General features: G+C 67.0%; 18 protein-coding genes. 8 read left to right on the top strand and 10 right to left on the bottom strand.

The annotated features are described in order from the left end of the window. Nucleotides 1-43 precede the first annotated feature (43 nt). The gene (locus G481_RS0102980; protein WP_028028682.1) at nucleotides 44-1,645 is read right to left on the bottom strand and encodes an ABC transporter substrate-binding protein; all 1,602 of its coding nucleotides are present in this window, start codon (nucleotides 1,643-1,645) and stop codon (nucleotides 44-46) included. 38 nt (nucleotides 1,646-1,683) lie between these two features. Then, complete coding sequence (locus G481_RS0102975; protein WP_028028681.1) at nucleotides 1,684-2,283, bottom strand: helix-turn-helix domain-containing protein; 600 nt, start codon at nucleotides 2,281-2,283, stop codon at nucleotides 1,684-1,686. Nucleotides 2,284-2,380: 97 nt separating this feature from the next. Here G481_RS0102975 and G481_RS0102970 point away from each other — a divergent pair, with 97 nt between their 5' ends. The 4 genes from G481_RS0102970 to G481_RS0102955 are packed head-to-tail and all read left to right on the top strand — an operon-like array spanning nucleotide 2,381 to nucleotide 5,854. Then, a complete protein-coding gene (locus tag G481_RS0102970; RefSeq protein ID WP_051294257.1) occupies nucleotides 2,381-3,403 on the top strand; it encodes an ABC transporter permease in 1,023 nt (340 codons plus the stop codon). Further along, nucleotides 3,400-4,302, top strand: a complete 903-nt coding sequence (locus G481_RS0102965; RefSeq protein ID WP_028028679.1) for an ABC transporter permease — start codon at nucleotides 3,400-3,402, stop codon at nucleotides 4,300-4,302. The genes G481_RS0102970 and G481_RS0102965 overlap by 4 nt, the downstream gene beginning before the upstream one ends. Next, nucleotides 4,299-5,132 carry an ABC transporter ATP-binding protein gene (locus tag G481_RS0102960; protein ID WP_028028678.1) on the top strand — a complete coding sequence of 278 codons (834 nt, stop codon included), beginning with the start codon at nucleotides 4,299-4,301 and terminating at the stop codon, nucleotides 5,130-5,132. Before G481_RS0102965 ends, G481_RS0102960 begins: the two co-directional genes overlap by 4 nt. Beyond that, nucleotides 5,123-5,854: an ABC transporter ATP-binding protein gene (locus G481_RS0102955; RefSeq protein WP_028028677.1), complete on the top strand. Its 732-nt coding sequence runs from the start codon at nucleotides 5,123-5,125 to the stop codon at nucleotides 5,852-5,854. Before G481_RS0102960 ends, G481_RS0102955 begins: the two co-directional genes overlap by 10 nt. A 310-nt stretch (nucleotides 5,855-6,164) precedes the next feature. Here the strand turns inward: G481_RS0102955 and G481_RS0102950 are convergent, their stop codons facing one another. Continuing rightward, on the bottom strand, nucleotides 6,165-7,307 hold the full coding sequence (locus G481_RS0102950; protein WP_028028676.1) for a polysaccharide biosynthesis/export family protein: 1,143 nt from the start codon (nucleotides 7,305-7,307) through the stop codon (nucleotides 6,165-6,167). Nucleotides 7,308-7,396: 89 nt separating this feature from the next. Beyond that, complete coding sequence (locus tag G481_RS0102945; RefSeq protein ID WP_028028675.1) at nucleotides 7,397-8,698, bottom strand: capsule biosynthesis protein; 1,302 nt, start codon at nucleotides 8,696-8,698, stop codon at nucleotides 7,397-7,399. A 224-nt stretch (nucleotides 8,699-8,922) separates the two neighbouring features. Here G481_RS0102945 and G481_RS0102940 point away from each other — a divergent pair, with 224 nt between their 5' ends. The 4 genes from G481_RS0102940 (at nucleotide 8,923) to G481_RS0102925 (ending at nucleotide 12,433) form a co-directional block, all read left to right on the top strand. Next, nucleotides 8,923-9,534, top strand: a complete 612-nt coding sequence (locus G481_RS0102940; protein ID WP_028028674.1) for a riboflavin synthase — start codon at nucleotides 8,923-8,925, stop codon at nucleotides 9,532-9,534. Further along, nucleotides 9,534-10,589 carry a peptide chain release factor 1 gene (prfA, locus tag G481_RS0102935; protein ID WP_028028673.1) on the top strand — a complete coding sequence of 352 codons (1,056 nt, stop codon included), beginning with the start codon at nucleotides 9,534-9,536 and terminating at the stop codon, nucleotides 10,587-10,589. The genes G481_RS0102940 and prfA overlap by 1 nt, the downstream gene beginning before the upstream one ends. Next, a complete protein-coding gene (prmC, locus tag G481_RS0102930) occupies nucleotides 10,586-11,416 on the top strand; it encodes a peptide chain release factor N(5)-glutamine methyltransferase (protein ID WP_028028672.1) in 831 nt (276 codons plus the stop codon). Before prfA ends, prmC begins: the two co-directional genes overlap by 4 nt. A 228-nt stretch (nucleotides 11,417-11,644) precedes the next feature. Further along, nucleotides 11,645-12,433, top strand: a complete 789-nt coding sequence (locus G481_RS0102925; RefSeq protein WP_028028671.1) for a DUF4167 domain-containing protein — start codon at nucleotides 11,645-11,647, stop codon at nucleotides 12,431-12,433. 55 nt (nucleotides 12,434-12,488) lie between these two features. On the opposite strand, the gene rsmA is transcribed toward G481_RS0102925, so the two are convergent. From rsmA to lptF, 6 genes are all read right to left on the bottom strand, one after another. Next, entirely contained in the window at nucleotides 12,489-13,331 is an 843-nt protein-coding gene (rsmA, locus tag G481_RS0102920) for a 16S rRNA (adenine(1518)-N(6)/adenine(1519)-N(6))-dimethyltransferase RsmA (RefSeq protein WP_028028670.1), read from the bottom strand. 75 nt (nucleotides 13,332-13,406) lie between these two features. After that, the gene (gene pdxA, locus G481_RS0102915; RefSeq protein WP_028028669.1) at nucleotides 13,407-14,384 is read right to left on the bottom strand and encodes a 4-hydroxythreonine-4-phosphate dehydrogenase PdxA; all 978 of its coding nucleotides are present in this window, start codon (nucleotides 14,382-14,384) and stop codon (nucleotides 13,407-13,409) included. 7 nt (nucleotides 14,385-14,391) lie between these two features. Next, on the bottom strand, nucleotides 14,392-15,585 hold the full coding sequence (locus tag G481_RS0102910; protein WP_028028668.1) for a peptidylprolyl isomerase: 1,194 nt from the start codon (nucleotides 15,583-15,585) through the stop codon (nucleotides 14,392-14,394). Nucleotides 15,586-15,651: 66 nt separating this feature from the next. Continuing rightward, nucleotides 15,652-17,784, bottom strand: a complete 2,133-nt coding sequence (locus G481_RS0102905) for an LPS-assembly protein LptD (RefSeq protein WP_051294256.1) — start codon at nucleotides 17,782-17,784, stop codon at nucleotides 15,652-15,654. Continuing rightward, nucleotides 17,784-18,884: an LPS export ABC transporter permease LptG gene (gene lptG / locus G481_RS0102900; RefSeq protein WP_028028666.1), complete on the bottom strand. Its 1,101-nt coding sequence runs from the start codon at nucleotides 18,882-18,884 to the stop codon at nucleotides 17,784-17,786. The genes G481_RS0102905 and lptG overlap by 1 nt, the downstream gene beginning before the upstream one ends. After that, complete coding sequence (lptF, locus tag G481_RS0102895; RefSeq protein WP_028028665.1) at nucleotides 18,881-20,002, bottom strand: LPS export ABC transporter permease LptF; 1,122 nt, start codon at nucleotides 20,000-20,002, stop codon at nucleotides 18,881-18,883. Before lptF ends, lptG begins: the two co-directional genes overlap by 4 nt. Nucleotides 20,003-20,052: the final 50 nt, after the last annotated feature.

Raw genomic sequence — 20,052 nt, 5'->3', positions numbered from 1 at the left:
CGTCAGGAAAAGGGCCGGGCGCATGGGGCGCCCGGCCGGGGTCTTATTTCTTTTCGACAAGGCGATAGAAGACAAAGGCCGCCGAAGGGCCGTTGACATAGCCCTGCACCTTGTCAGCCATCGCGACCTGTTTCACCGCCTGGAACATGATGACGTAGGGCGATTTTTCCTGCATCTGCTTTTGCAGATCGACATACATCGCATTGCGCTTGTCGGCATCCTGTTCGGCCAGGGCCGCCAGCGTCGCCTTGTTCACCGATTCAGGCGGCATCCAGGCGTTGCGCCAGGTCGTGGTCGAGACGTATTTGTCGTCCGCATTGTCGGCGTTATAGGCAAAGGCCTTGGCGTTCGAATGCGGGTCCATGAAGTCAGGGCCCCAATACAGCAGCATCCCCTGATGGGTCCGGGCGCGGTATTTGGTGATCACCTGCGCGCCGGTGCCCGGCAGGATGTCAAAGTTGATCCCTGCCGGGGCAAAGGTCTGTTGCAAGCTGGCGGCGATATCGGTGAACGGGGCCGAGTTGATCACGTCCAGCTCGATCTTGAGCGGCGTCTTCACGCCCCCATCGGCCAGGATCTTCTTGGCTTTTTCAAGGTCATAGCTGAAGGGCGTGTCGTTCAGCGCGCCGGGGAAACCTGCAGGCCAGAACGCCTGATGCACCTGCATCTGACCTTTGAGGAAGCTGTCGGCCATGCCCTTGTAATCGACCAGATAGCGCGCGGCCTCCCACAGGGCGGGGTTGGTGAGGGGTTCGTATTTCTGGTTGAAGCTGAACCAGTGAACGGCGGTCTGCGGATAGGTCGCAACCTTGATCCCGGCCTTGCCTTCAAGGCCCGCGACCTGGTCGGGGGACATGTTCTTGGCCATGTCCACATCGCCCGATTCCAGCAAGAGGCGCTGGGTCGCGGCCTCGGCCACATGGCGGATCATCACGCGCTGGATCGCCGGGGCACCGTTGAAATAGGCCTTGTTCGCCTCGAGCACCATCGCCTCGCCGGGGCGGTAGTTGACCAGCTTGAACGGGCCGGTGCCGGCGCTGTTCTGGTTCAGCCAGGCATGGCCCAGATCGCCATCCTTCTCATTGGCCATCACGGTTTCCATGTCGACGATGGCGCCGACACCCGCCGCCAGCACGTTCAGCACGAACGAGGGTGCGAATTCGCCGGTCCATTTCACCGTGACGCTGTCGCCATCGGCCGTCACCATCTGCTCGACGTTGTCAGCCTTCCAGCCCAGGTTGCCCAGGATGAAGGCCGGCGCCTTGTTCAGCACCAGAACGCGCTTGAAGCTGCCGACCACATCGGCCCCGCGCAGCGGGTTGCCGGAATGAAACGTCACGCCAGGGCGCAGCTTGAAGGTGATGGTCTTGGCCGGCACGTCCACCGTCCAGCTTTCGGCCAGCTGGCCGACCAGCTTTTCGGGATCGGTCGCATCATAGGCGACCAGCTTGTCATAGGCATTGGTGACGAATTCGCCCGAGCTGAATTCATAGGCGGTCGCCGGGTCGATGGTGACGATGTCGTCGATGTTCTGCGCGATCACCAGCGCGTTGTCGGGCGTCGCCGCCAGCGCGGGCGCACTGGCCAGCGCGATCAGGCTGACCGCCAGCGCGGTCGTCAGGGCTTTGGGGGCAAGAATGGTCATGGCCTCTCCTGTCTGTTGAATGCCGCAGCTTGTCCCCGCTACGGGCGTTCGGGGGATCGTCCGATCAGGCGGGGCGAGGTTCCGGTCCAGAGCATCCGGGCCGGGCCATCCCCGATATTGGCAAAGGAATGGGGCGTATCGCCCATGAAATGCAGGCTGTCGCCCGCATGCAGCACCAGCACCGCATCGCCCAGCGTCTGCCGGATCGTGCCGTCAAGGATCACCAGCAGCTCCTCGCCGACATGCGAGACGATTTCCGACGTATAGCCCTGCGGCACATGCACGATCAGCGAGGTCAGCGTGCCGCCGGGCAGGGTGGTCGTCACCCGCTCATAGGCGAGCGAGCTGTCGGCAATGGCAAAGCGCGTGCGCTCGCCGGCCCGTGTCACCGCATCGGCGGGCCTGGGGGCCGCGATGAACACGTCGATTTCCACCCCCAGCGCACTGGCAAGGCTGGCCAGCGTGCCAAGGCTGGGCGTCGCCTTGTCGCGTTCCACCTGGCTGAGGAACCCGACCGAGATGCCCGCCTGATCGGCCAGTGTCTGCAAGGTCAGACCGGCCTTGCGGCGCAATTCGCGGATGCGGCCACCAAAGGCAGGCGGCTGCACGGGCTCGGTCTGACGCAAGGGTTCCGACATCGGGCTCTCCTTCGGCTCGAGTCAGAGGCTAGTAAAAAAATTTTGATCTGTCAAAAATTCTTTGCTAGCCTTTCACGAACCCGGAGGTGCTGCGCCGATGATCCTGACCCGACGATTGCTGCCGCCTGTCCAGTTCCTGCTGACAGTCGCCCTGACCTTTCTTGGCCTGCTGGCGATCACCTTCGTGATCGGCCGCGTGGTGCCGATCGACCCGGTGATCGCCGTGGTGGGTGACCGGGCCAGCAAGGAAACCTATGAGGCGACGCGCCTCGCCATGGGGCTGGACGATCCGCTGATCGTGCAATTCGCCCGCTATGTCGGCGCGGTCGTGCAGGGCGATCTGGGCAATTCCATCAGCACCGGGCGCGCGGTGGTCGACGATCTGGCGCGCGTCTTTCCGGCGACGCTGGAAATGGCAACCATCGGCATCCTGATCGGCGTCGTTCTGGGCGTGCCGATGGGGGTCTGGGCTGCCGCGCGGCAAGGGTCGTGGCTGGATCAGGTGATCCGCGTTGTCGGTCTTGCAGGCTATGCCATTCCGGCCTTCTGGCTGGGGCTGGTCGGGCTGGTGCTGTTCTATGCGAAACTGCGCTGGGTGGGCGGTCCGGGGCGGATCGACCTGTTCCTTGATGGCATTGTGCCGGTGCGCACGGGGCTTTTGCTGGTGGATTCGCTGCTGGCGGGCGATCTGGACAGCTTCCGATCTGCCCTGTCGCATATCGTGCTGCCGGCCTCGATCCTTGGGTTCTTTTCGCTGGCCTATATCGCGCGGATGACCCGGTCCTTCATGCTGGAACAGCTGGGGCAGGAATTCATCACCACCGCCCGCGTCAAGGGCGCGCCGGAACGGGTGATCCTGTGGCGCCACGGCTTTCGGCCGATCCGGGTGCAGCTGCTGACCGTCATTGGCCTGTCCTATGCTGGGCTGCTCGAGGGCTCGGTGATGATCGAAACCGTGTTCAGCTGGCCCGGTATCGGCAATTACCTGACCACCGCGCTTCTGAACGCCGACATGAACGCCGTTCTTGGCGCCACGCTGGTCGTGGGGGCGGTGTTCGTTGGCATCAACAAGGGCTCCGATGCGCTGTATCGGCTGCTTGACCCGAGGGCACGCGCATGATCACCCGCGACTGGCTTTTGTCCGACGACCCGGAAACGCGGCTGCAGGCGCGGCTGGGGCAGGCCTATCGGCTGGCCCGCGCGCTGGCGCGCAACCCGCTGGCGATGGTCGGCCTTGTGGTGATCGTGGCGCTGTTGGTGATGGCGGCGCTGGCGCCCTGGATCGCGCCCTATTCCCCGCTGGAAGGGATGCTGTCCAACCGCCTGCAACCGCCTTCGGCCCTGCACTGGATGGGCACGGACGAGCTGGGCCGCGACATCTTTTCCCGCGTCGTCCATGGCTCGCGCATCACGCTGATGATCGTGATCCTGGTCGCGGTGATCGCGGCGCCCCTGGGGCTGATCGTCGGCACCGTGGCGGGCTATTACGGCGGCTGGGTCGACAAGGCGCTTATGGGCGTGACCGATGTGTTCCTGTCGCTGCCCCGCCTGATCCTGGCGCTGGCCTTTGTCGCCGCCTTGGGGCCGGGGATCGAAAATGCGGTGATTGCGATCGCCATCACCGCCTGGCCGGTCTATGCCCGCATCGCGCGAGCCGAAACGCTGACCTTCCGCCATTCCGAATTCATCGCGGCCGTGCGGATGCAGGGCGCCAGCGGGCTGCGGGTGATCGGGCTGCATGTCATTCCGCTGTGCATGTCCTCGACCATCGTGCGGGTGACGCTGGACATGGCGGGCATCATCCTGACGGCGGCGGGCCTTGGCTTTCTGGGTCTTGGCGCCCAGCCGCCCTTGCCGGAATGGGGCGCGATGATTTCCAAGGGCCGGGCCTTCATCCTGGATCAATGGTGGGTCGCCACCATGCCGGGCTTTGCCATCGTCGTCGTCTCGCTGGGGTTCTGCCTGTTCGGCGATGGGTTGCGCGATGTGCTCGACCCCAAGCAAAGGACCAAGGGATGAGCCTGCTGAGCGTTGAAAACCTGCGCGTTGCCTTCCCGTCGGATCATGGGCCGGTCGAGGTGGTCAAGGGCCTGTCCTTCGACCTTGGCCGCGAGCGGCTGGGAATCGTGGGCGAATCCGGGTCCGGCAAGTCGATGACCGGCCGCGCCGTGATGGGCCTGATCGGCAAGCCCGCCCGCGTCACCGCCGACCGGCTGGAGTTCGAGGGCCAGGATCTGCGCGCCCTGTCCGAACGCCAGTTTCGCCGCCTGCGGGGCGCCCGCATGTCGATGGTGCTGCAAGACCCCAAGTTCAGCCTGAACCCGGTGATCCGCATTGGCGAGCAGATCGCCGAGGCGCTGGAGTTTCACACGGGCCTCACCGCCCGCCAGCGCCGCGTCAAGGTGCTCGAGGCGCTGGAGGCGGTGCGGATCGACGACCCCGAACGCGTCGCGCGGCTTTTCCCGCACGAGGTCTCGGGCGGCATGGGCCAGCGGGTGATGATCGCCATGATGGTCGTCATGGAACCCGCGCTGATGATCGCCGATGAACCCACCTCGGCGCTGGATGTCAGCGTGCGGGGGCAAGTCCTTGACATCATGGACGATCTGGTGCGTCGGCGCGGCATGGGCCTGATGCTGATCTCGCATGATCTGAACATGGTGGCGCGCTGGTGCGACCGGATTCTGGTGATGTATCAGGGCCGCATCGTCGAGGAACTGGGCGCCGGGCAGCTTGGCGCCGCGCAGCACCCCTATACCCGTGGCCTCCTCGCCTCGGTTCCGCGCATCGACGAGGACCGCGACCGCCTGCCGGTCCTGGACCGCGCCGCACTGGGGGCATGCCAATGATCGGGATCGAAAACCTGACCGTCCGCTTCGGCCCGACCACCGTTCTGCACGGCGTGTCCTTTGAGGTCGCCAATGGCGAAAGCTTTGCACTGGTCGGCGAAAGCGGATCGGGAAAATCCACCATCCTCAAGGCGCTGGCCGGACAAGTTGAGGACTGGTCAGGCCGGATGACCCTGGACGGCACGGCGATGAAGCGCGGCGACGCGCCCCATGCCCGGCAGGTCCAGATGGTGTTCCAGGACCCCTATGGCAGCTTGCATCCGCGCCGGTCGGTGGATGATACGCTGGCCGAGCCGCTGGCGATCCACGGGATCAAGGGCCGCGATGCGCGGGTGCTGGCCATGCTGGACGCCGTCGGCCTGCCGCGCCGCTTCCGCTTTCGCCTGCCGCATCAGCTGTCGGGCGGACAGCGCCAGCGCGTCGCCATCGCCCGTGCCCTGATGCTGGAACCGCCCGTCCTGTTGCTGGACGAGCCGACCAGCGCGCTCGATGTATCGGTCCAGGCGGAAATCCTGAACCTTCTGAAAGGCTTGCGGCAGGAAAAGCATCTGACCTATCTGCTGGTCACCCATGACCTGCCGGTGGTCAGCTTCCTGTGCGACCGGCTGGCGATCCTGCGTCAAGGCCGGATCGAGGAACAGGCGCCAGTTGCCGCCCTGCGCCTTGGCCAGCTGACCAGCGCCTATGGCCAGGAACTCTACCGCCGCTCGACCGAGGGCTGACAAGGCAGGGGCGTCCGCGAACCGGCAGCCTCATCATCTTGCCCCAAAATACCCCGGGGTCCGGGGCAGCGCCCCGGTCCTGCGCTGGCCGCCCCAGGCCGCCGGTCGGACTCGGGCCCGGACGGCGCGGCCCCGCGGCGACGGGCACATCGCAGGTGATGACTGCGCGGCTTGCCTTGACCAGCTCGCGCGGCGAAAAACCCTCGCCCGTGCCAAGGCAGGCCATGCGGCTGCCTTGGCCATCCATCAGCCAGCACCGCCCGTCATCCGCAGCGGATACGGCCACAGTCACCGACGGGCGCCTTTCCCGTCAGTTGGTCGTTGTGCCAAGCGAGCCGAACGTATTCGCCGCCGTCGCCGTGCCGGTGATCGCGCTGATGGTCTTGGTCCACTGCACATAGGGCGCTTCGGTCACATAGACGGTATCGCCATCGCGGATCACGAAGTCGCGGGCATGGAACATGCCCATCGGCTGGGTCAGGTCCAGCACATAGACCATGCGCTGATCGCCGGTCAGATCGGTGCGGCCCAGCACCTTGTTGGCGATCACATCGGGTTCATTGCGGAAGACGAACACGCCGGTCGGATCGGCCAGGTTGGTGTTCAGCCCGCCGACCTGGGCGATCGCCTCCAGCGCCGAAAGCGTCTGGGTGTCGAACGGCACACGCGTCTGGGTGCCGGTCGCCCCCAAAGCGACATAGGCGCGGCGATCCTCTTCGACGATGATCTTGTCGCCAGGGCGCAGCGCGATGTCGGCGCCGGGGTTTTCATAAAGATCCTGCAGCCAGATCTTGCGGGTGGTCTTGCCCCGCGTGACGCGCACCTGCGCAACCGCCGGCTCAATGGCAACACCGCCCGCGCGGGCCAGCATCCCCGACAGGGTGCGGCTGGGCCGCTCGATCGGATAGACGCCCTGCGCCGATACCCCGCCCGAAACCGAAACGGTCGAGCCATCGCCCGCCGCGCGGGCCACCATGACCTGCGGGTCAGGGGTCTGGGTGTCGAGTTCCTTGGTGATCGCCGCGCGCAGCTGGTCGGTGGTGCGGCCTGCCGCCTTCACCCGTCCGGCATAGGGCACGAAGATATAGCCCTTGTCGTCGACCTGCACATCGGTCAGCACCGAGACCCGCTCGCCCGCGACGGACAGCAGGGGCTCGTCCTTGACGTTCTCGAAGATTTGCAGGTTCAGCACATCGCCAGGGCTGATGGTATCGGCGCTGACGCGGCCGGCACCGGCATAGGACTGCGGAAAGCTCAGATCCGGCACCACAGAGGTGGCACGGGTCACGCGGTCATTCACGGTAACGACAAAGGCGTCGCCTTGCTGCAGCACGCTGCTGGCGAAAATCTCGCGCTTGTTCGGGCCGGATCGCGGCAAGCCACAGGCCGATACGGCTGCGACACAGGACACGAGAACCAGAAACCTGGCCCCGCGGGAGGTCATGACGTTCACTGCTCGGGCTCCTTTTCGGAACTGCCTTATGGTATTTTTCCGACACGCTACAGGAATTTTCCCGCGCGATAAAGCCCTTGGCGAATCGTTCAGTTCACCAGCCGCAACTGTTGCCGTGGTGCCGCGCATCCTTGGCGCAGCGCGTCATAGGGGTCTTGCGGGGCCAGCATCATGTCCACGACCTGGCGCAGCAGCTCGCGCCGGCCACGGGCCGAATAGAAGCCGCCAACGATCTGGCTGGTTTCCAGCAGAAAGCGGCGATAGTCACGATAGCCGCGCGCATCGGGGCGGCGCGGATGGGCGAAGAAGTCGGGCAGCGGCTGGTCCGACACGAATTCCGGCAGGTTATAGACCGCGCGCCCGAACGCCTTGAGCGGCAGCCCGCGCCATAGCGCCTGTTGGGCCGCGGTGGAATTGACCGTGACGGCCGTGCGGGCATGGTTCAAAAGCCCCGCCAGCTTGCCGCCGCTGACATAATGCACCCGCGCCGCCACGCCAGTCTTGCGGGCCTGATCGGCAATCGTCGCCTCGATCGCCGCGCGGCCGTCTTCCAGCGGGTGGGCCTTGAATACCAGGTGGTGATGCGAGGGGGCACCGCGCGCGAACCCTTCGATCACCAGGGCGATGAAGTCGGTCATCGAGTCAAAGGACGAATGCATCCGGAAACTGGAATCATGTTCCAGCTGCAACAGCACCAGATGATAGGGAAAACCGCCGCGCCGGATGCGCCGGGTGGCCCACCAGCGTTCCATCCGGTGGACCGGCATCAACAGCAACCGCTTGAGATACAGACGGAATTCCGCCACCACCGGCAGCGCGCGGTGCGGGCGGAAGTTGCGATAGCCATGGTTCGCCACCATCACGAAGAAATGGTAGAGCGCGCCATAGAAGATGTGCTGGCGCAGATCGCCCCAGACCGCCGGGGCATCCGGCACCTCATCGTCGGCGTTTTCAAGGGCGGCGCGCATCTCGGCCAGGGTCATCTTCATCAGGCGCGAATGGCCGTTCGACCCGCCCCGTTCATAGGTGACCCAATAGGGGCGCAGATAGCCTTCCTCGAACACATGGACCATGATGCCGCAGGCGCGTGCCAGCTCGACCGCCTGGGCGTGGATCGGGCGGGTGTCGCCATAAAGCACCAGATCGGTGATCCCGTGGCGGTCCATCAGATCGGCGCAGCCGGCGGGCCAATCCTCGGGCGTGCCGGTCCAGGGGATATAGCTGTCGCCATCGTTCCAGAAGGCGCGGTCGCCCATGTTGAACCCCACCCGCAGCACATCGGCCCCTGCCGCGCGCAGCATCGCGGCAAGATGCGCGAAAAAGGGCCCGTGCGGGCCTTGCAGCATCAGGAACCGGCGCCCGGCGCCCGGAGAGGTAAGGGTATGGTGCATGAGGTATCTCTGTCCGGTGTGTGCCTGCCCGCCAACGTGCTGCGCAAGAGCAAATATCCGATTGATATGGCGAAATGGCAGGCGGTCTGTGGCGGAACTGCGGCGGTTGCGCCTGTGGCGGGCCGGGCAGGGGTATTTGCGGCAAGATGATGCGGGCAGGGCGGTGCCTTCCATCGCCGGTCCAGTTGCGCTAGGGGTTGGCCACACACAAGCGAGGACGGGTCATGTTCACCGGCATCATCACCGATATTGGCGAGGTTCTGGAAATCGAGCGGCGCGGGGATATCCGCGCCCGGATCGGCACGGCCTATGACGTGGCGGGGATCGAACTGGGCGCCTCGATCGCCTGTGATGGCATCTGCCTGACGGTGATCGCCAAGGGCACCGCGCCGCGCGGCTGGTTCGATGTGGAAATCTCGGCCGAGACGGTCAGCAAGACCAATATCGGCGCGAATGGCTGGCCTGCCGGGCACCGGCTGAACCTGGAACGCGCGCTGAAGGTCGGGGACGAGCTGGGCGGCCATATCGTTTCGGGCCATGTCGATGGTGTGGCCGAGGTGATCGGCCTGCGGCGCGAAGGCGACAGCCTGCGCCTGACCTTCCGCGCGCCGCGCGATCTGGCCGGGTTCATCGCGCCCAAGGGATCGGTCGCGCTGAACGGCACCTCGCTGACGGTGAACGAGGTGGATGGCACCGATTTCGGCGTCAACCTGATCCCGCATACCCAATCCGTGACCACCTGGGGCGGGGTGAAGCTGGGCGACCGGGTCAATCTGGAAATCGACACGATGGCCCGCTATGTCGCCCGCCTGCGCGACTGGGCCGCGAGCGCCTGATGCTGCCGGTCGACAAGCTAGACCAGATCGTCCAGCGGTTTGAATTCCTCGAGGCAAAGCTGTCCGCCGGCGCCCCGCCGTCGGAGATTGCCAGCCTCAGCCGGGAATATTCCGACCTCAAGCCCGTCGTGACCACGATTGCCGACTGGAAACAGGCGCTGGCCGATATTGCCGAGGCCGAGGCGATGCTGTCCGACCCGGAAATGCGCGCCCTCGCCGAGGATGAATTGCCCGGCCTGCGCGAGCGTCTGCCGCAGATGGAACAGGCGCTGCGCATCGCGCTGTTGCCGAAAGATGCCGCCGATGCGCGCCCGGCGATCCTGGAAATCCGGCCCGGCACGGGGGGCGAAGAGGCGGCGCTGTTCGCGGGCGATCTGCTGCGCATGTATCAGCGCCATGCCGAACGCATGGGCTGGGATTTCCAGCTGCTTGACCTGACCCCCACCGATCTGGGCGGCGTCAAGGAGGCGACAGCGCGGATCGTGGGCGAGGGGGTCTTTGCCCGGCTGAAATACGAATCCGGCGTTCACCGTGTCCAGCGTGTGCCCGAGACGGAATCGGGCGGGCGTATCCATACCTCGGCCGCCACCGTGGCCGTCCTGCCCGAGGCCGAGGATGTCGATATCGACATTCCCGCCAGCGACATCCGCATCGACACGATGCGGTCCAGCGGGGCAGGCGGGCAGCATGTGAACACCACCGACTCGGCGGTGCGGATCACCCATATTCCCACCGGGATCGTGGTGACCTCGTCCGAGAAATCCCAGCATCAGAACCGCGCCAATGCCATGGCCGTGCTGCGCGCCCGGCTTTACGACATGGAGCGCGCCGCCAAGGATGCCGCCCGCGCCGCCGACCGCAAGGCGCAGGTCGGCAGCGGCGATCGCAGCGAGCGGATCCGCACCTACAACTTTCCCCAAGGCCGGATGACCGATCACCGCATCAACCTGACGCTGTACGCGCTGGCGCAGATCATGGATGGCGATCTGGCGCAGGTGATCGACGCGCTGGTCGCCTTTGACCAGGCCGCGCGCCTTGCGGAGCTGGAGGGGTGAGCTGGCAGCCGGCCCTGCGCGCGGCGGCTGACCAGCTGGATGCGGCCGGCGTGCCCGATGCCATGCGCGATGCCCGCCTGTTGCTGGCCCATGCTCTGGGGATCGGATCCGACCGGCTGACGCTGCATCTGCGCGACGCCCCTCAGGCCGAGCAGCTGGCACGGTTTCAGGCGCTGGTCGCCGCCCGCGCGGCGCGTGCGCCGCTATCGCATCTGACCGGGCAGCGGCTGTTCTGGGGCCGCCCGTTCCGCGTGACCCCCGATGTGCTGGACCCGCGGCCCGAGACCGAAACGCTGGTCGCCCTCGCCTTGGCCGAACCCTTTGCCCGCGTCCTGGATCTGGGCACCGGCAGCGGGGCGATCCTGCTCAGCCTGCTGGCTGATCGGCCGACCGCCACGGGGACCGGCGCCGATGTCTCGCCGGCCGCGCTTGCAGTGGCACGGGGCAATGCCCAAGCGCTGGGGGTGGCGGCGCGCGCCGATTTCGTGCTGTCCGACTGGTGCGCGCAGATCAGCGGCGCCTATGACCTTATCGTCTCGAACCCGCCCTATATCGCGCTGAGCGAGATGGCCGCCCTTTCCCCCGAGGTGCGCGAGCACGAGCCGCATCTTGCACTGACCGACGGGGGCGACGGGCTGGCCGCCTATCGGGCCATCGCCGCACAGGCCCCCGCCCACCTGGCACCCGGCGGGCGGCTGCTGGTCGAGATCGGCGCGAGCCAAGGCCAGGCTGTCGCAGCGATCCTGGCCTCGGCCGGCTTCACGGATGTGACGATCCACCCCGATCTGGATGGTCGTGACCGGGTTGTCGCCGCACGCGCCGCCTGAACGCATCACGCTTTGCGGAAAATGCGCGCCATGGCTGCGCGGACGAAAGAATCTGCTTGCCCTGCCGGACCGGACATGGTTTGAGGTCTTCAGCGAAGGTCGGGGCGTTCTGCCCCGCATCGCGTTACAGCCGCAAAGCTTCGACCCGATCCGCCTGATTTTCAGGGCACATGCCCCCGCTTGGCGCTGGTCTGGACGAAGCAAGATCAAGGCCGGAATACAGGACACATGAGATCCTCCAAGTCCCGCTCGCGTTCGAAGCAGAACCGCCCGCGCTCCATTGGCAATATCGTGAACCGGGTGTTCGACAGCTCGGGGCCCGAAGGCAAGGTGCGCGGAACGCCGCAGCAGATCATCGAGAAATATCAGGCGCTGGCGCGTGACGCCCAGCTGTCCAACGACCGCGTTGCGGCCGAGAATTTCCTGCAGCACGCCGAACACTATACCCGGATGCTGGGCGAGGCGATGCGCGAGCTTGCCGCCGAACAGGAAGCCCGCCGCCAGCAGCATGGTGGCCAGCAGGGCGGCAACGGCAATGCGGGGGGCAACGGCCAGCCGCAAGGTGGCCAGGATCGCCCGCCCTATCAGCCGCGCCGCGACGAACGCGAAGACGACCAGCCCGAGATCAGCGGCACCGCCTTTGCGCTGGCCGTCGCGGACGAAGGCGACAGCGGCCTTGTCGAAACCCCCGAGGCCCGCGCCGAACGCAGCCCCGCCCAGGAGCCGCGCCGCGAGGAGACGCGCCGCGAGGATCAGCCAGATCGCCGCGAAGACCGCCGCTCGCAGGAACGCCGGTCGTCGGACCGCAAGCCCTCGGAAAAGCGGCCCGATCCGCGCAAGGCCGATGCTCCGGCCGCCGACCCTGTTGCCATCACCGAGGCCGCGCCGGTTGCCGCCGAAACCGCCGAGGCGCCCAGCAAGCCGCGCCGCAGCCGCAGCCCGCGCAAGCCGCGCGCCAGCGACGATGGCGCCGGCACCCCGGCCGAGGGCAGCAGCAGCGAAACCATCGTCGAATGAATGAACAAGGGCGGCGCTTCAGCCGCCCTTTTTCACAGGCCCTCGCAAGGCCGCGCTAGGTGCGGGCCAGTTCCCTCGCCAGCGCGCAGAACCCTTCCAGCGATATTTCCTCGGCCCGCCGCGTCGGTTCGATCCCGGCCGCCGTCAGCCGCGCCTCGATATCCGGGGCCAGCCCCTTGAGGGCCGAGCGCAGCATCTTGCGCCGCTGGTTGAAGGCCGCGGCAACCACCCGCTCCAGCACCTTGGCATCCGCCGGATAACGCGGCTGGGGCAGCGCTGTCAGCTGGACCACCGCCGAATGCACCTTGGGCGCTGGCACAAAGGCCTCGGGCGGCAAGGTCAGCACGATCCTCGCATCGCACCGCCACTGCGCCAGCAGGGCCAGCCGCCCATAGGCCGAACTGCCGGGCTTGGCCACGATCCGTTCGGCGACTTCCTTCTGGAACATCAGCGTCAGGCTCTGCCAGAACGGCGGCCATTCGGGCGGCGTCAGCCAGCGCACCAGCAATTCGGTCCCGACGTTATAGGGCAGGTTGGCGATGATCTTCACCGGCGCCTGCAACCGCGCCGCCGCGTCCACCTCCAGCGCGTCGCCATTCACGACCTCGAGCCGCCCGGGATAGGCTTCGGCAATCTCGGCCAGCGCCGGCAGACAGCGGGCATCTTTCTCGACCGCCAGCACATGGCGCGCGCCTTCCGCCAGCAGCCCGCGCGTCAGCCCGCCTGGCCCCGGCCCCACCTCCAGCACATCCGAGCCACTCAGATCCCCCGCCGACCGGGCGATCCGCGCGGTCAGGTTCAGATCCAGCAGGAAGTTCTGCCCCAGCTGCTTCTTTGCCACCAGCCCATGCGCCGCGATCACCTCGCGCAGGGGGGGCAGACCATCGATGGCCGCCATGCCGACCGCTCCTGTCTTTGCCTTTTCTCAAATACCCCACGGGGGTCCGGGGGTGTGAAACCCCCGGTCCCGCCCTTACCGCCCGCGCGCCGCTGCCATGCGTGCCGCCATCCGCAAGGCCGCCACCACCGACTCCGGCTTGGCAATGCCCTTGCCGGCAATGTCAAACGCCGTGCCATGATCCGGCGAGGTGCGGATGAACGGCAGCCCCAGCGTGACGTTCACGCCCTCGTCAAAGGCCAGCGTCTTGATCGGGATCAGCGCCTGATCGTGATAGGCGCAGACCGCCACGTCATAGCCGGCCCGCGCCCTTGCGTGGAACATCGTATCGGCAGGCAGGGGGCCGTAAACCGCCAGCCCTTCGGCCGCCAGCCGGGCCACCAGGGGGGCGATCCAGTCGACCTCTTCGCGGCCCATGTTGCCGCCCTCGCCGGCATGGGGGTTCAGCCCGGCGACGGCGATCCGTGGGCCGATGATGCCAAAGTCCCGCTCCATGCCTGCGGCGGTCAGGCGGATCACCCGCTCCAGCCGCGCCGGGGTCAGGGCGCGCGGCACCTCGGACAGCGGAATGTGGATCGTCGCCGGAACCACCTTCAGCCTGTCCGAGGCCAGGCACATCACCACATCCACACCGCCGGCAAGATGGGCCAGAAATTCGGTATGGCCCGGAAAGCCAAAGCCTGCGCCGTCCTGCAAGACCTTCTTGTTGATCGGCAGGGTGCAGACCGCCGCCGCCTTGCCGGCCATGGTCAGCGCAACCGCCTGCTCGATCGCGGCCACCACCCCGGCCGCATTCGCCGGGTCGGGCTGACCGGGAACCGCAACGCCTGCAAATTCCTGCGCCAGCACGGGCAATACGTCGCCATGCACCGACAGCGCGGCCTCGGGCCGGTCGATCTGGGCAATGCGCGCCCCGCGCGGCAGATGCGCCGGATCGCCGATCCAGAAGAACGGCACCTCGGATCCCAGCTGCGCCCGGGCCTTGACCACAAGCTCTGCGCCGATCCCGGCTGGCTCGCCGCAGCTGACCGCGATGGGCAGGATATCGGGCATCCTGCGCTCAGGGCCGCCGGATATTCGCGTTCGAGCGAAGCTGCTGCAGATACATCTCGGATTCGCTGTTGACCCGCTGTTCGGCAAGGCGCGCGCGCACCGTGTCGCGATCCGGCTCACCCTCGCCCGCCACGCGGCGCGAGCACAGCATCAGCACCATCTGCGTGCCACCCGAGGCATAGACGACCATCTCATTGGCATCCAGCCCGGCCAGACGCGGCGCCAGATCGCGCGGCAGCGCGCTTTGGGCCACCGTTTCCTGCGTGACCGTGCCCCAGGCATTCAGATCGTTGCAGGTGTCGACCCGGGCGCGGATGCTGGCCACCGACGCCTCGGTTGCCGGGGTTCCGGCGCCGGGCAGGGCAAGGCGGGCATAGGTCACGGCCGTGGTCTGCGGGGTCAGCTTGTCGCGCTGTTCGACCTGACGCAGCAGATAGACGGCATAATGCCCGTCGGGCAGCCGCACGGGGGCCGAAACCTGGCCAGGGGTCATCCCTTCCAGCACCGCCATGACCTGTTGCGGCAACACGGCGGCGTTGCGCCAGTCGACGCGCCCGCCCTGGGCCGCGGTCGGCCCCGTCGAATGGGTGCGCGCGGCAGCGGCAAAGGCGCCCTCGCCCTTCAGGCTGGCCGACAATTCGCTGGCCAGGTTTTTCTTCGAGGCCGGGATCAGGATCTCGGACAGCAGAACGCGGGTGGTCGCCTTCTGGGTCAGCGCCGACATGGCGCGGTCGATCTCGGGCTCATAGATCGAGGCAAGCGCCCTCGGGCCGAATTTCTGGCGCACCACTTCGCGCCAGGCCAGACCCGCATGGACGAAATCGCGGAAGGTCGCGGCGGCAACGCCATTCTGTTCCAGAATGGTCACGAATTCCTCGGGCTGCATTTCAAAACGGCCCGCGAATTCGGCCATGCCGGCCTTGATCTGATCGGGCGTCACGCGGATTTTCATCCGGTCGGCGGCGATCAGGCGCAGCCGATCCTCGATCAGCGACTTCTCGGCCTCGAGGCGCAGATCGCCTGGGGCGTTCAGCAGCGTCATGAAGCGCAGGCGCTGGTCATATTCGTAATGGGTGATGACCCTGCCATCGACCTGAACCCTTGGCGAGAACGCCGAGCTCTGGGCAGCAGCAGGCCCTGGCAGGGCCACGGCAAGCGTGACAGCCAGCAGGGCAGTGGCGGCAACGAGGGTCTGGCGCATCGGGTCGTCTTCCGTTCCGTCTTGTCGTTCCAACACTTGCGTCAAACGCGCGAAAAAGGCCAGCCCCTAGTAGCGGCAGGACTTGCCGGCGGCGGTTCCCGCCGATCGCGCATTGCCAAAGCCCAGCAGATCAACCGACAGGCCGATGCTGGTCGAGGGCTGCACCGTGGTGGACGAGGTGAAGCTGCGTTTGACCGTCACGTCCATGCGCAGGCATTCGTTGACGAATTCCAGCGCAAGGGCGGCGGCGGTGGTGCGGCGCGCGCGATAGTCATGGCGCGCCAGGGCCTTGGCATTCCAGCTGTCGGACAGCTTGATCCGGCCGTCGAACACCCATTCCGCCGTATCGGTCAGCCGGTTTTCCGCGGCATCTGCCTCGGCCCACAGCCAGCCGGCGGCCAGGCCGAAGCGGTCGCGCTCCATCGCCAGGCGCATTTCGCCGCGGGCGAGGGTCAGGCGGTCGTCGAACACGGCGCGGCCCTGGAACAGCGTGCCGTTCGGCGCGGCAAGATGCAGCGCGGTCACCCAATCGGATTTGCGCCCCGCAAGGCCCGAGGCCGCGGTGAACTGGCCGGTGCCCGACAGACGGTAGACGCGCCCCGCGCTGGCCACGACATTCCAGCCGCTGGCGCTTTGACGCGTCCATTGCAGCCCGGCATTGACCCGGGTGCCGCCTTCGCGCCGGTCGGCGCCGGAAAACCGCGAAAAGCCGAACAGGTTGCCTTCGTCGAATTCGATCAGCGTGCTGTCTTCGTTCGGCACGTTGTTGGTCTGGGCAAGGCGCGACCAGACCAGCTGCATCACCGGCTCGATCACATCGGCATTGCCCGCGCCATCGGTGCGCGCCCAGGGCCAGCGCAGCTCGACGAGGGCCGCGGGGGTCACGGTGGTGATCTGGCTGGGCCAGGTCGAATCTTGCGAGATCTTGTGCAGGTCGATCGTGGCGCCGGTCTCGACGGCCGCCAGTATGCCGGCAGGCCCCACCCAGTCGCGCCGCCAGAAGGCCGACAAGGTGCCGCGCGCGACGTCGCGCCCGAGGATGTCCGCATCCGACGAGCGCCGGTGCGCGTGGCTTTCGAAGCTGAGCGTTGCCGTGCCGCCAAGGCCGGGCAGGGCAAGGCGCCGGGTCCAGCCGACATCGGCCGACAGCTGCGGCAGCGTGGCGTTCACCTCGCCCGAACGGATCGAATGCACATGCACCAGCCGCCCGCCGATATGTTCGCCCACCCGCGTGCGGCTGACCACCAGCGAGCTTTCCAGCCGGTCCTTGTCAGACAGGCCATAGTCGCGGAAATAGGCCGGATCGCTGATCGTCTCGCCGGCAAAGCGCAATTCGAACCCGTCGGGCAGCGAAAAGCGCCCCTCGGCGGCCAGCCAGCCGCGCCGGCCGGTGACCTCGCGGTCATGGCTGAGGGCGCCGGTGATGGCAATTTCGCCCGTGCGGAACGCCTGGCGATAGCGGATCCCCAGCGAGCGCACGTCCTTGGAGGCCAGGAACGGCGTCAGCGTCAGATCGCGGCTTTGCCCAAGCCGGATGAAGTAGGGCACCTGAATGCCGGTTCCCAGACGCGAGGTGCTGACCAGGCTGGGCATCAGGAACCCGGTCGCCCGCGTCAGGGTTGGGTCGGGCATGCGCAGATGCGGCACCCAGTAGATCGGCACCCCGGCCACGCGCAGCTGGGCACTGTCGAAATAGAGCTGGCGTTCCTGCTGGTCATGGATCACCCGGCGGGCCCGGATTTCCCAAAGCGGCGTGGGATGCTTGGCGCAAACTTCGCACGAAGAGGCGACAGCGCGCGACAGCACGGTATAGCGCCCGCCCAGCCGCTGCATCTCCGCCGCCGCAATCTGCATCTGGCGGTCCATCACCATGCGCGCCGAGGTCAGGATCCCGTCGCGCATATCGTCCGACAGCTGCGCGGAATCGGCCAGAACCACGCTGCCCCTGTCATCGGTCAGCACGATCGGCCCTTCGATCGTCAGCGCGCCACTGGTGCGGTCATAGCTGACACCGGCCGCCCTCAGGCGTGTCGCGCGATACAGGATCTCGACATTGCCGCGCGCGATCAGGGTGCGGTTGCCGGCAATGCGGACGCTGTCGGCCACCAGCGTGGCCGCCCCGGCGTCCTGGGCGCGGGCCGCCGGTGCCAGGGCCAGCCCCAGCGCCAGAATCATCGCGGCAAGGCGGGGGGCGCGCATCAGCCATCCTCCAGGTGCAGCAGCAAGCCAAGCGAGGCCATCAGCGCCACGGCAGGCGGCGCCCAGGCGGCCATCGCCACCGGGATTTGTCCGTTTTCCCCAAGAACTTGCGCGAAGTTGCGCAGGAAGAACATTGCGAACCCCGCCAGAACCGCCATCAGAACCATCGTGCCCGACCGTCCGAACCGGACATGCCGCATGGTGAAGCCTGCCGCAAGCAGCACCATGACCGCAAGGGTCAAGGGCAGCGCAAGTTCGCGCTGCAGCCAGACCCGGTGCTTTTGCGCCGAAAAGCCCGCGCGTTCCAGCCCTGCGATGAAGCCCGGCAGATCCCAGATCGCCACCGCATCGGGGGCCGAGAAGCTTTCCCGGATCTTGCTGGCGGTCAGATCGGTGGGCAGCATCTCGGTTTCGGCATGGATCGCGGCGGTCTCGGGGTTGGGGGTGTCCAGCTGCCAGCTCTTGACCGTGTTCAGCGTCCAGGCCCCGGGCGAGAGCACCGCCTCGGCCGCCTCCAGGCGCGAGACGGGCTGACCGCTGGCGTCAAAATTCAGGAAGGTCACGGTGAACAGATGCGTGCCATCCAGGTTGGCGCGCGCGGCGCGGATCACGGTCTGGCCATCGGGGTTGCCCTGGCGCAGCCACAGCCCTTCCTGGCTGACCGACAGCACCGACTGGCTGCCATCGCGGGCCAGCGACGAGGCCACATCGTCAGCCACCCGGCTGGTGGCCACCACCATGGGATTGATCAGCGCGACCGCGACCAGCCCCAGCAGGAAGGCTGTCAGCGCGGGCGCGACCAGCGCCCGGATGGCCGAGCGTCCTGCGGCCCGGATCACCACCAGCTCGGACGATCGGGCCAGCGCCAGGAACATCGCGACCGCCCCCAGCATGACGACCAGCGGCAAGATGCGATAGAGGCCCCCCGGCAGGTTCAGCGCCGCGATCTGGAATGCCTGCCCCAGCCCGACATTGGGATTGCCGGCAAAGCGCCGGATCTGTTCCACCATCTCGATCAGCAGCAAGATCCCCCCGAACACCGCCGCCACGATGGCAACCGAGATCAGGAAGCGCCGCGCCAGATACAGCCCCAGCTTCATGCCGGCCTCCGCCGCCGGAACAGCCCATGCGGGCGCTGCGACAGCCATAGCAGCACGAGCGACAGCCCCGCACCCACCAGGGGCGCCGCCCAGACCAGCGGCCACAGCCGTTCATCGCGCACGGCCAGGGTTTCGGTGCTGTTCGCGACCATCTGCACCAGCACCAGCCCCAGCGCACCGCCCAGCAGCTGCTTCCACAGCCCGAACCGGCTGAAGGCGCCAACCATCAGCGAGGAAAACCCGATCAGGGCAGCGGCCGTCGCAAGGAAGGGCTGCGCGATCCGGTAGTGCCCTTCATAGAGCAGAAGGGCGCGGGACTTGCGGGTCAGCGCCTGTTCCTCGGGCCCGGCACGCAGCAGTGCGGCGGTGGACAGCGAGGCCTCGTCCCGCAGACCCAGCGCTGTGGGTGACAGCACGGCGCCCAGATCATAGGTGAAATTTTCGAACCGGGTGACCGCCAGCCGCAGATCGTCCAGCGTCAGGGTTTGCGCCATGCCCTCGAACAGCACCAGCTTGGGCCCGCTGGGTGAGCGCGCCAGCAGCGCCCGCTTGGCGGTATAGCTGGTGCGGCTGGTGCTGGACCGCGCATCCGACAGGAAGATGTCGCGCAGCTCCCCGGTCTCGGTGATCTCGCGGATATAGAAGGTCACGCCATCGGCCGGGAACTGGAACACCCCGTCGCGCAGGAAGCGGGCGGTGACATTTTCCGAAATCGCGGCCTGCCGCACGTCCAGCGCCACGCGGCTGGCCGGGACCAGCACGTTGACCAGCACCGCCATCATCGCCGCCACGATCAGGCCAAAGGCCAGCACCGGCCGCGCCAGCCGGAACGCCGAAAAGCCGGTCGCCTGCATGACGACCAGCTCGGATTCCGTGCTCAGCCGGTTGGTCACATAGGCCGAGGCCGCAAAGGCCGCCACCGGCAGCACCAGACGGATCACATTGGGCAGTGTCAGCGCCGTCAGTTCCAGAAAGACCAGCGCCGTCTGCCCGTCGCCGATCAGCCGGTCGAACAGCGTCACCGCCCGGTTCACCCAATAGACCGCCACCAGCACAAGCGAGAAGAAGCCGAACAGCATCAGCAGCTGCGACAGCAGGTATCTGTCGAATCGCGACAGCAAGACCTTCCCCCAAAGGTAGCAAACGCCCTGTCCTAGACCGGAACGCC

The organism is Gemmobacter nectariphilus DSM 15620, from assembly GCF_000429765.1.
Lineage (GTDB): Bacteria > Pseudomonadota > Alphaproteobacteria > Rhodobacterales > Rhodobacteraceae > Wagnerdoeblera > Wagnerdoeblera nectariphila.
The sequence above is the reverse complement of the archived record's forward strand: the minus strand, read 5'-3'. Positions and strand labels throughout refer to the sequence as shown.

Bases quoted from the DNA above. Each gene is read 5' to 3' on its own strand.
- G481_RS0102980 (WP_028028682.1), bottom strand. From the start codon at position 1,645: ATGACCATTCTTGCCCCCAAAGCCCTGACGACCGCGCTGGCGGTCAGC.
- G481_RS0102975 (WP_028028681.1), bottom strand. From the start codon at position 2,283: ATGTCGGAACCCTTGCGTCAGACCGAGCCCGTGCAGCCGCCTGCCTTT.
- G481_RS0102970 (WP_051294257.1), top strand. From the start codon at position 2,381: ATGATCCTGACCCGACGATTGCTGCCGCCTGTCCAGTTCCTGCTGACA.
- G481_RS0102965 (WP_028028679.1), top strand. From the start codon at position 3,400: ATGATCACCCGCGACTGGCTTTTGTCCGACGACCCGGAAACGCGGCTG.
- G481_RS0102960 (WP_028028678.1), top strand. From the start codon at position 4,299: ATGAGCCTGCTGAGCGTTGAAAACCTGCGCGTTGCCTTCCCGTCGGAT.
- G481_RS0102955 (WP_028028677.1), top strand. From the start codon at position 5,123: ATGCCAATGATCGGGATCGAAAACCTGACCGTCCGCTTCGGCCCGACC.
- G481_RS0102945 (WP_028028675.1), bottom strand. From the start codon at position 8,698: ATGCACCATACCCTTACCTCTCCGGGCGCCGGGCGCCGGTTCCTGATG.
- G481_RS0102940 (WP_028028674.1), top strand. From the start codon at position 8,923: ATGTTCACCGGCATCATCACCGATATTGGCGAGGTTCTGGAAATCGAG.
- prfA (WP_028028673.1), top strand. From the start codon at position 9,534: ATGCTGCCGGTCGACAAGCTAGACCAGATCGTCCAGCGGTTTGAATTC.
- G481_RS0102925 (WP_028028671.1), top strand. From the start codon at position 11,645: ATGAGATCCTCCAAGTCCCGCTCGCGTTCGAAGCAGAACCGCCCGCGC.
- rsmA (WP_028028670.1), bottom strand. From the start codon at position 13,331: ATGGCGGCCATCGATGGTCTGCCCCCCCTGCGCGAGGTGATCGCGGCG.
- pdxA (WP_028028669.1), bottom strand. From the start codon at position 14,384: ATGCCCGATATCCTGCCCATCGCGGTCAGCTGCGGCGAGCCAGCCGGG.
- G481_RS0102910 (WP_028028668.1), bottom strand. From the start codon at position 15,585: ATGCGCCAGACCCTCGTTGCCGCCACTGCCCTGCTGGCTGTCACGCTT.
- G481_RS0102905 (WP_051294256.1), bottom strand. From the start codon at position 17,784: ATGCGCGCCCCCCGCCTTGCCGCGATGATTCTGGCGCTGGGGCTGGCC.
- lptG (WP_028028666.1), bottom strand. From the start codon at position 18,884: ATGAAGCTGGGGCTGTATCTGGCGCGGCGCTTCCTGATCTCGGTTGCC.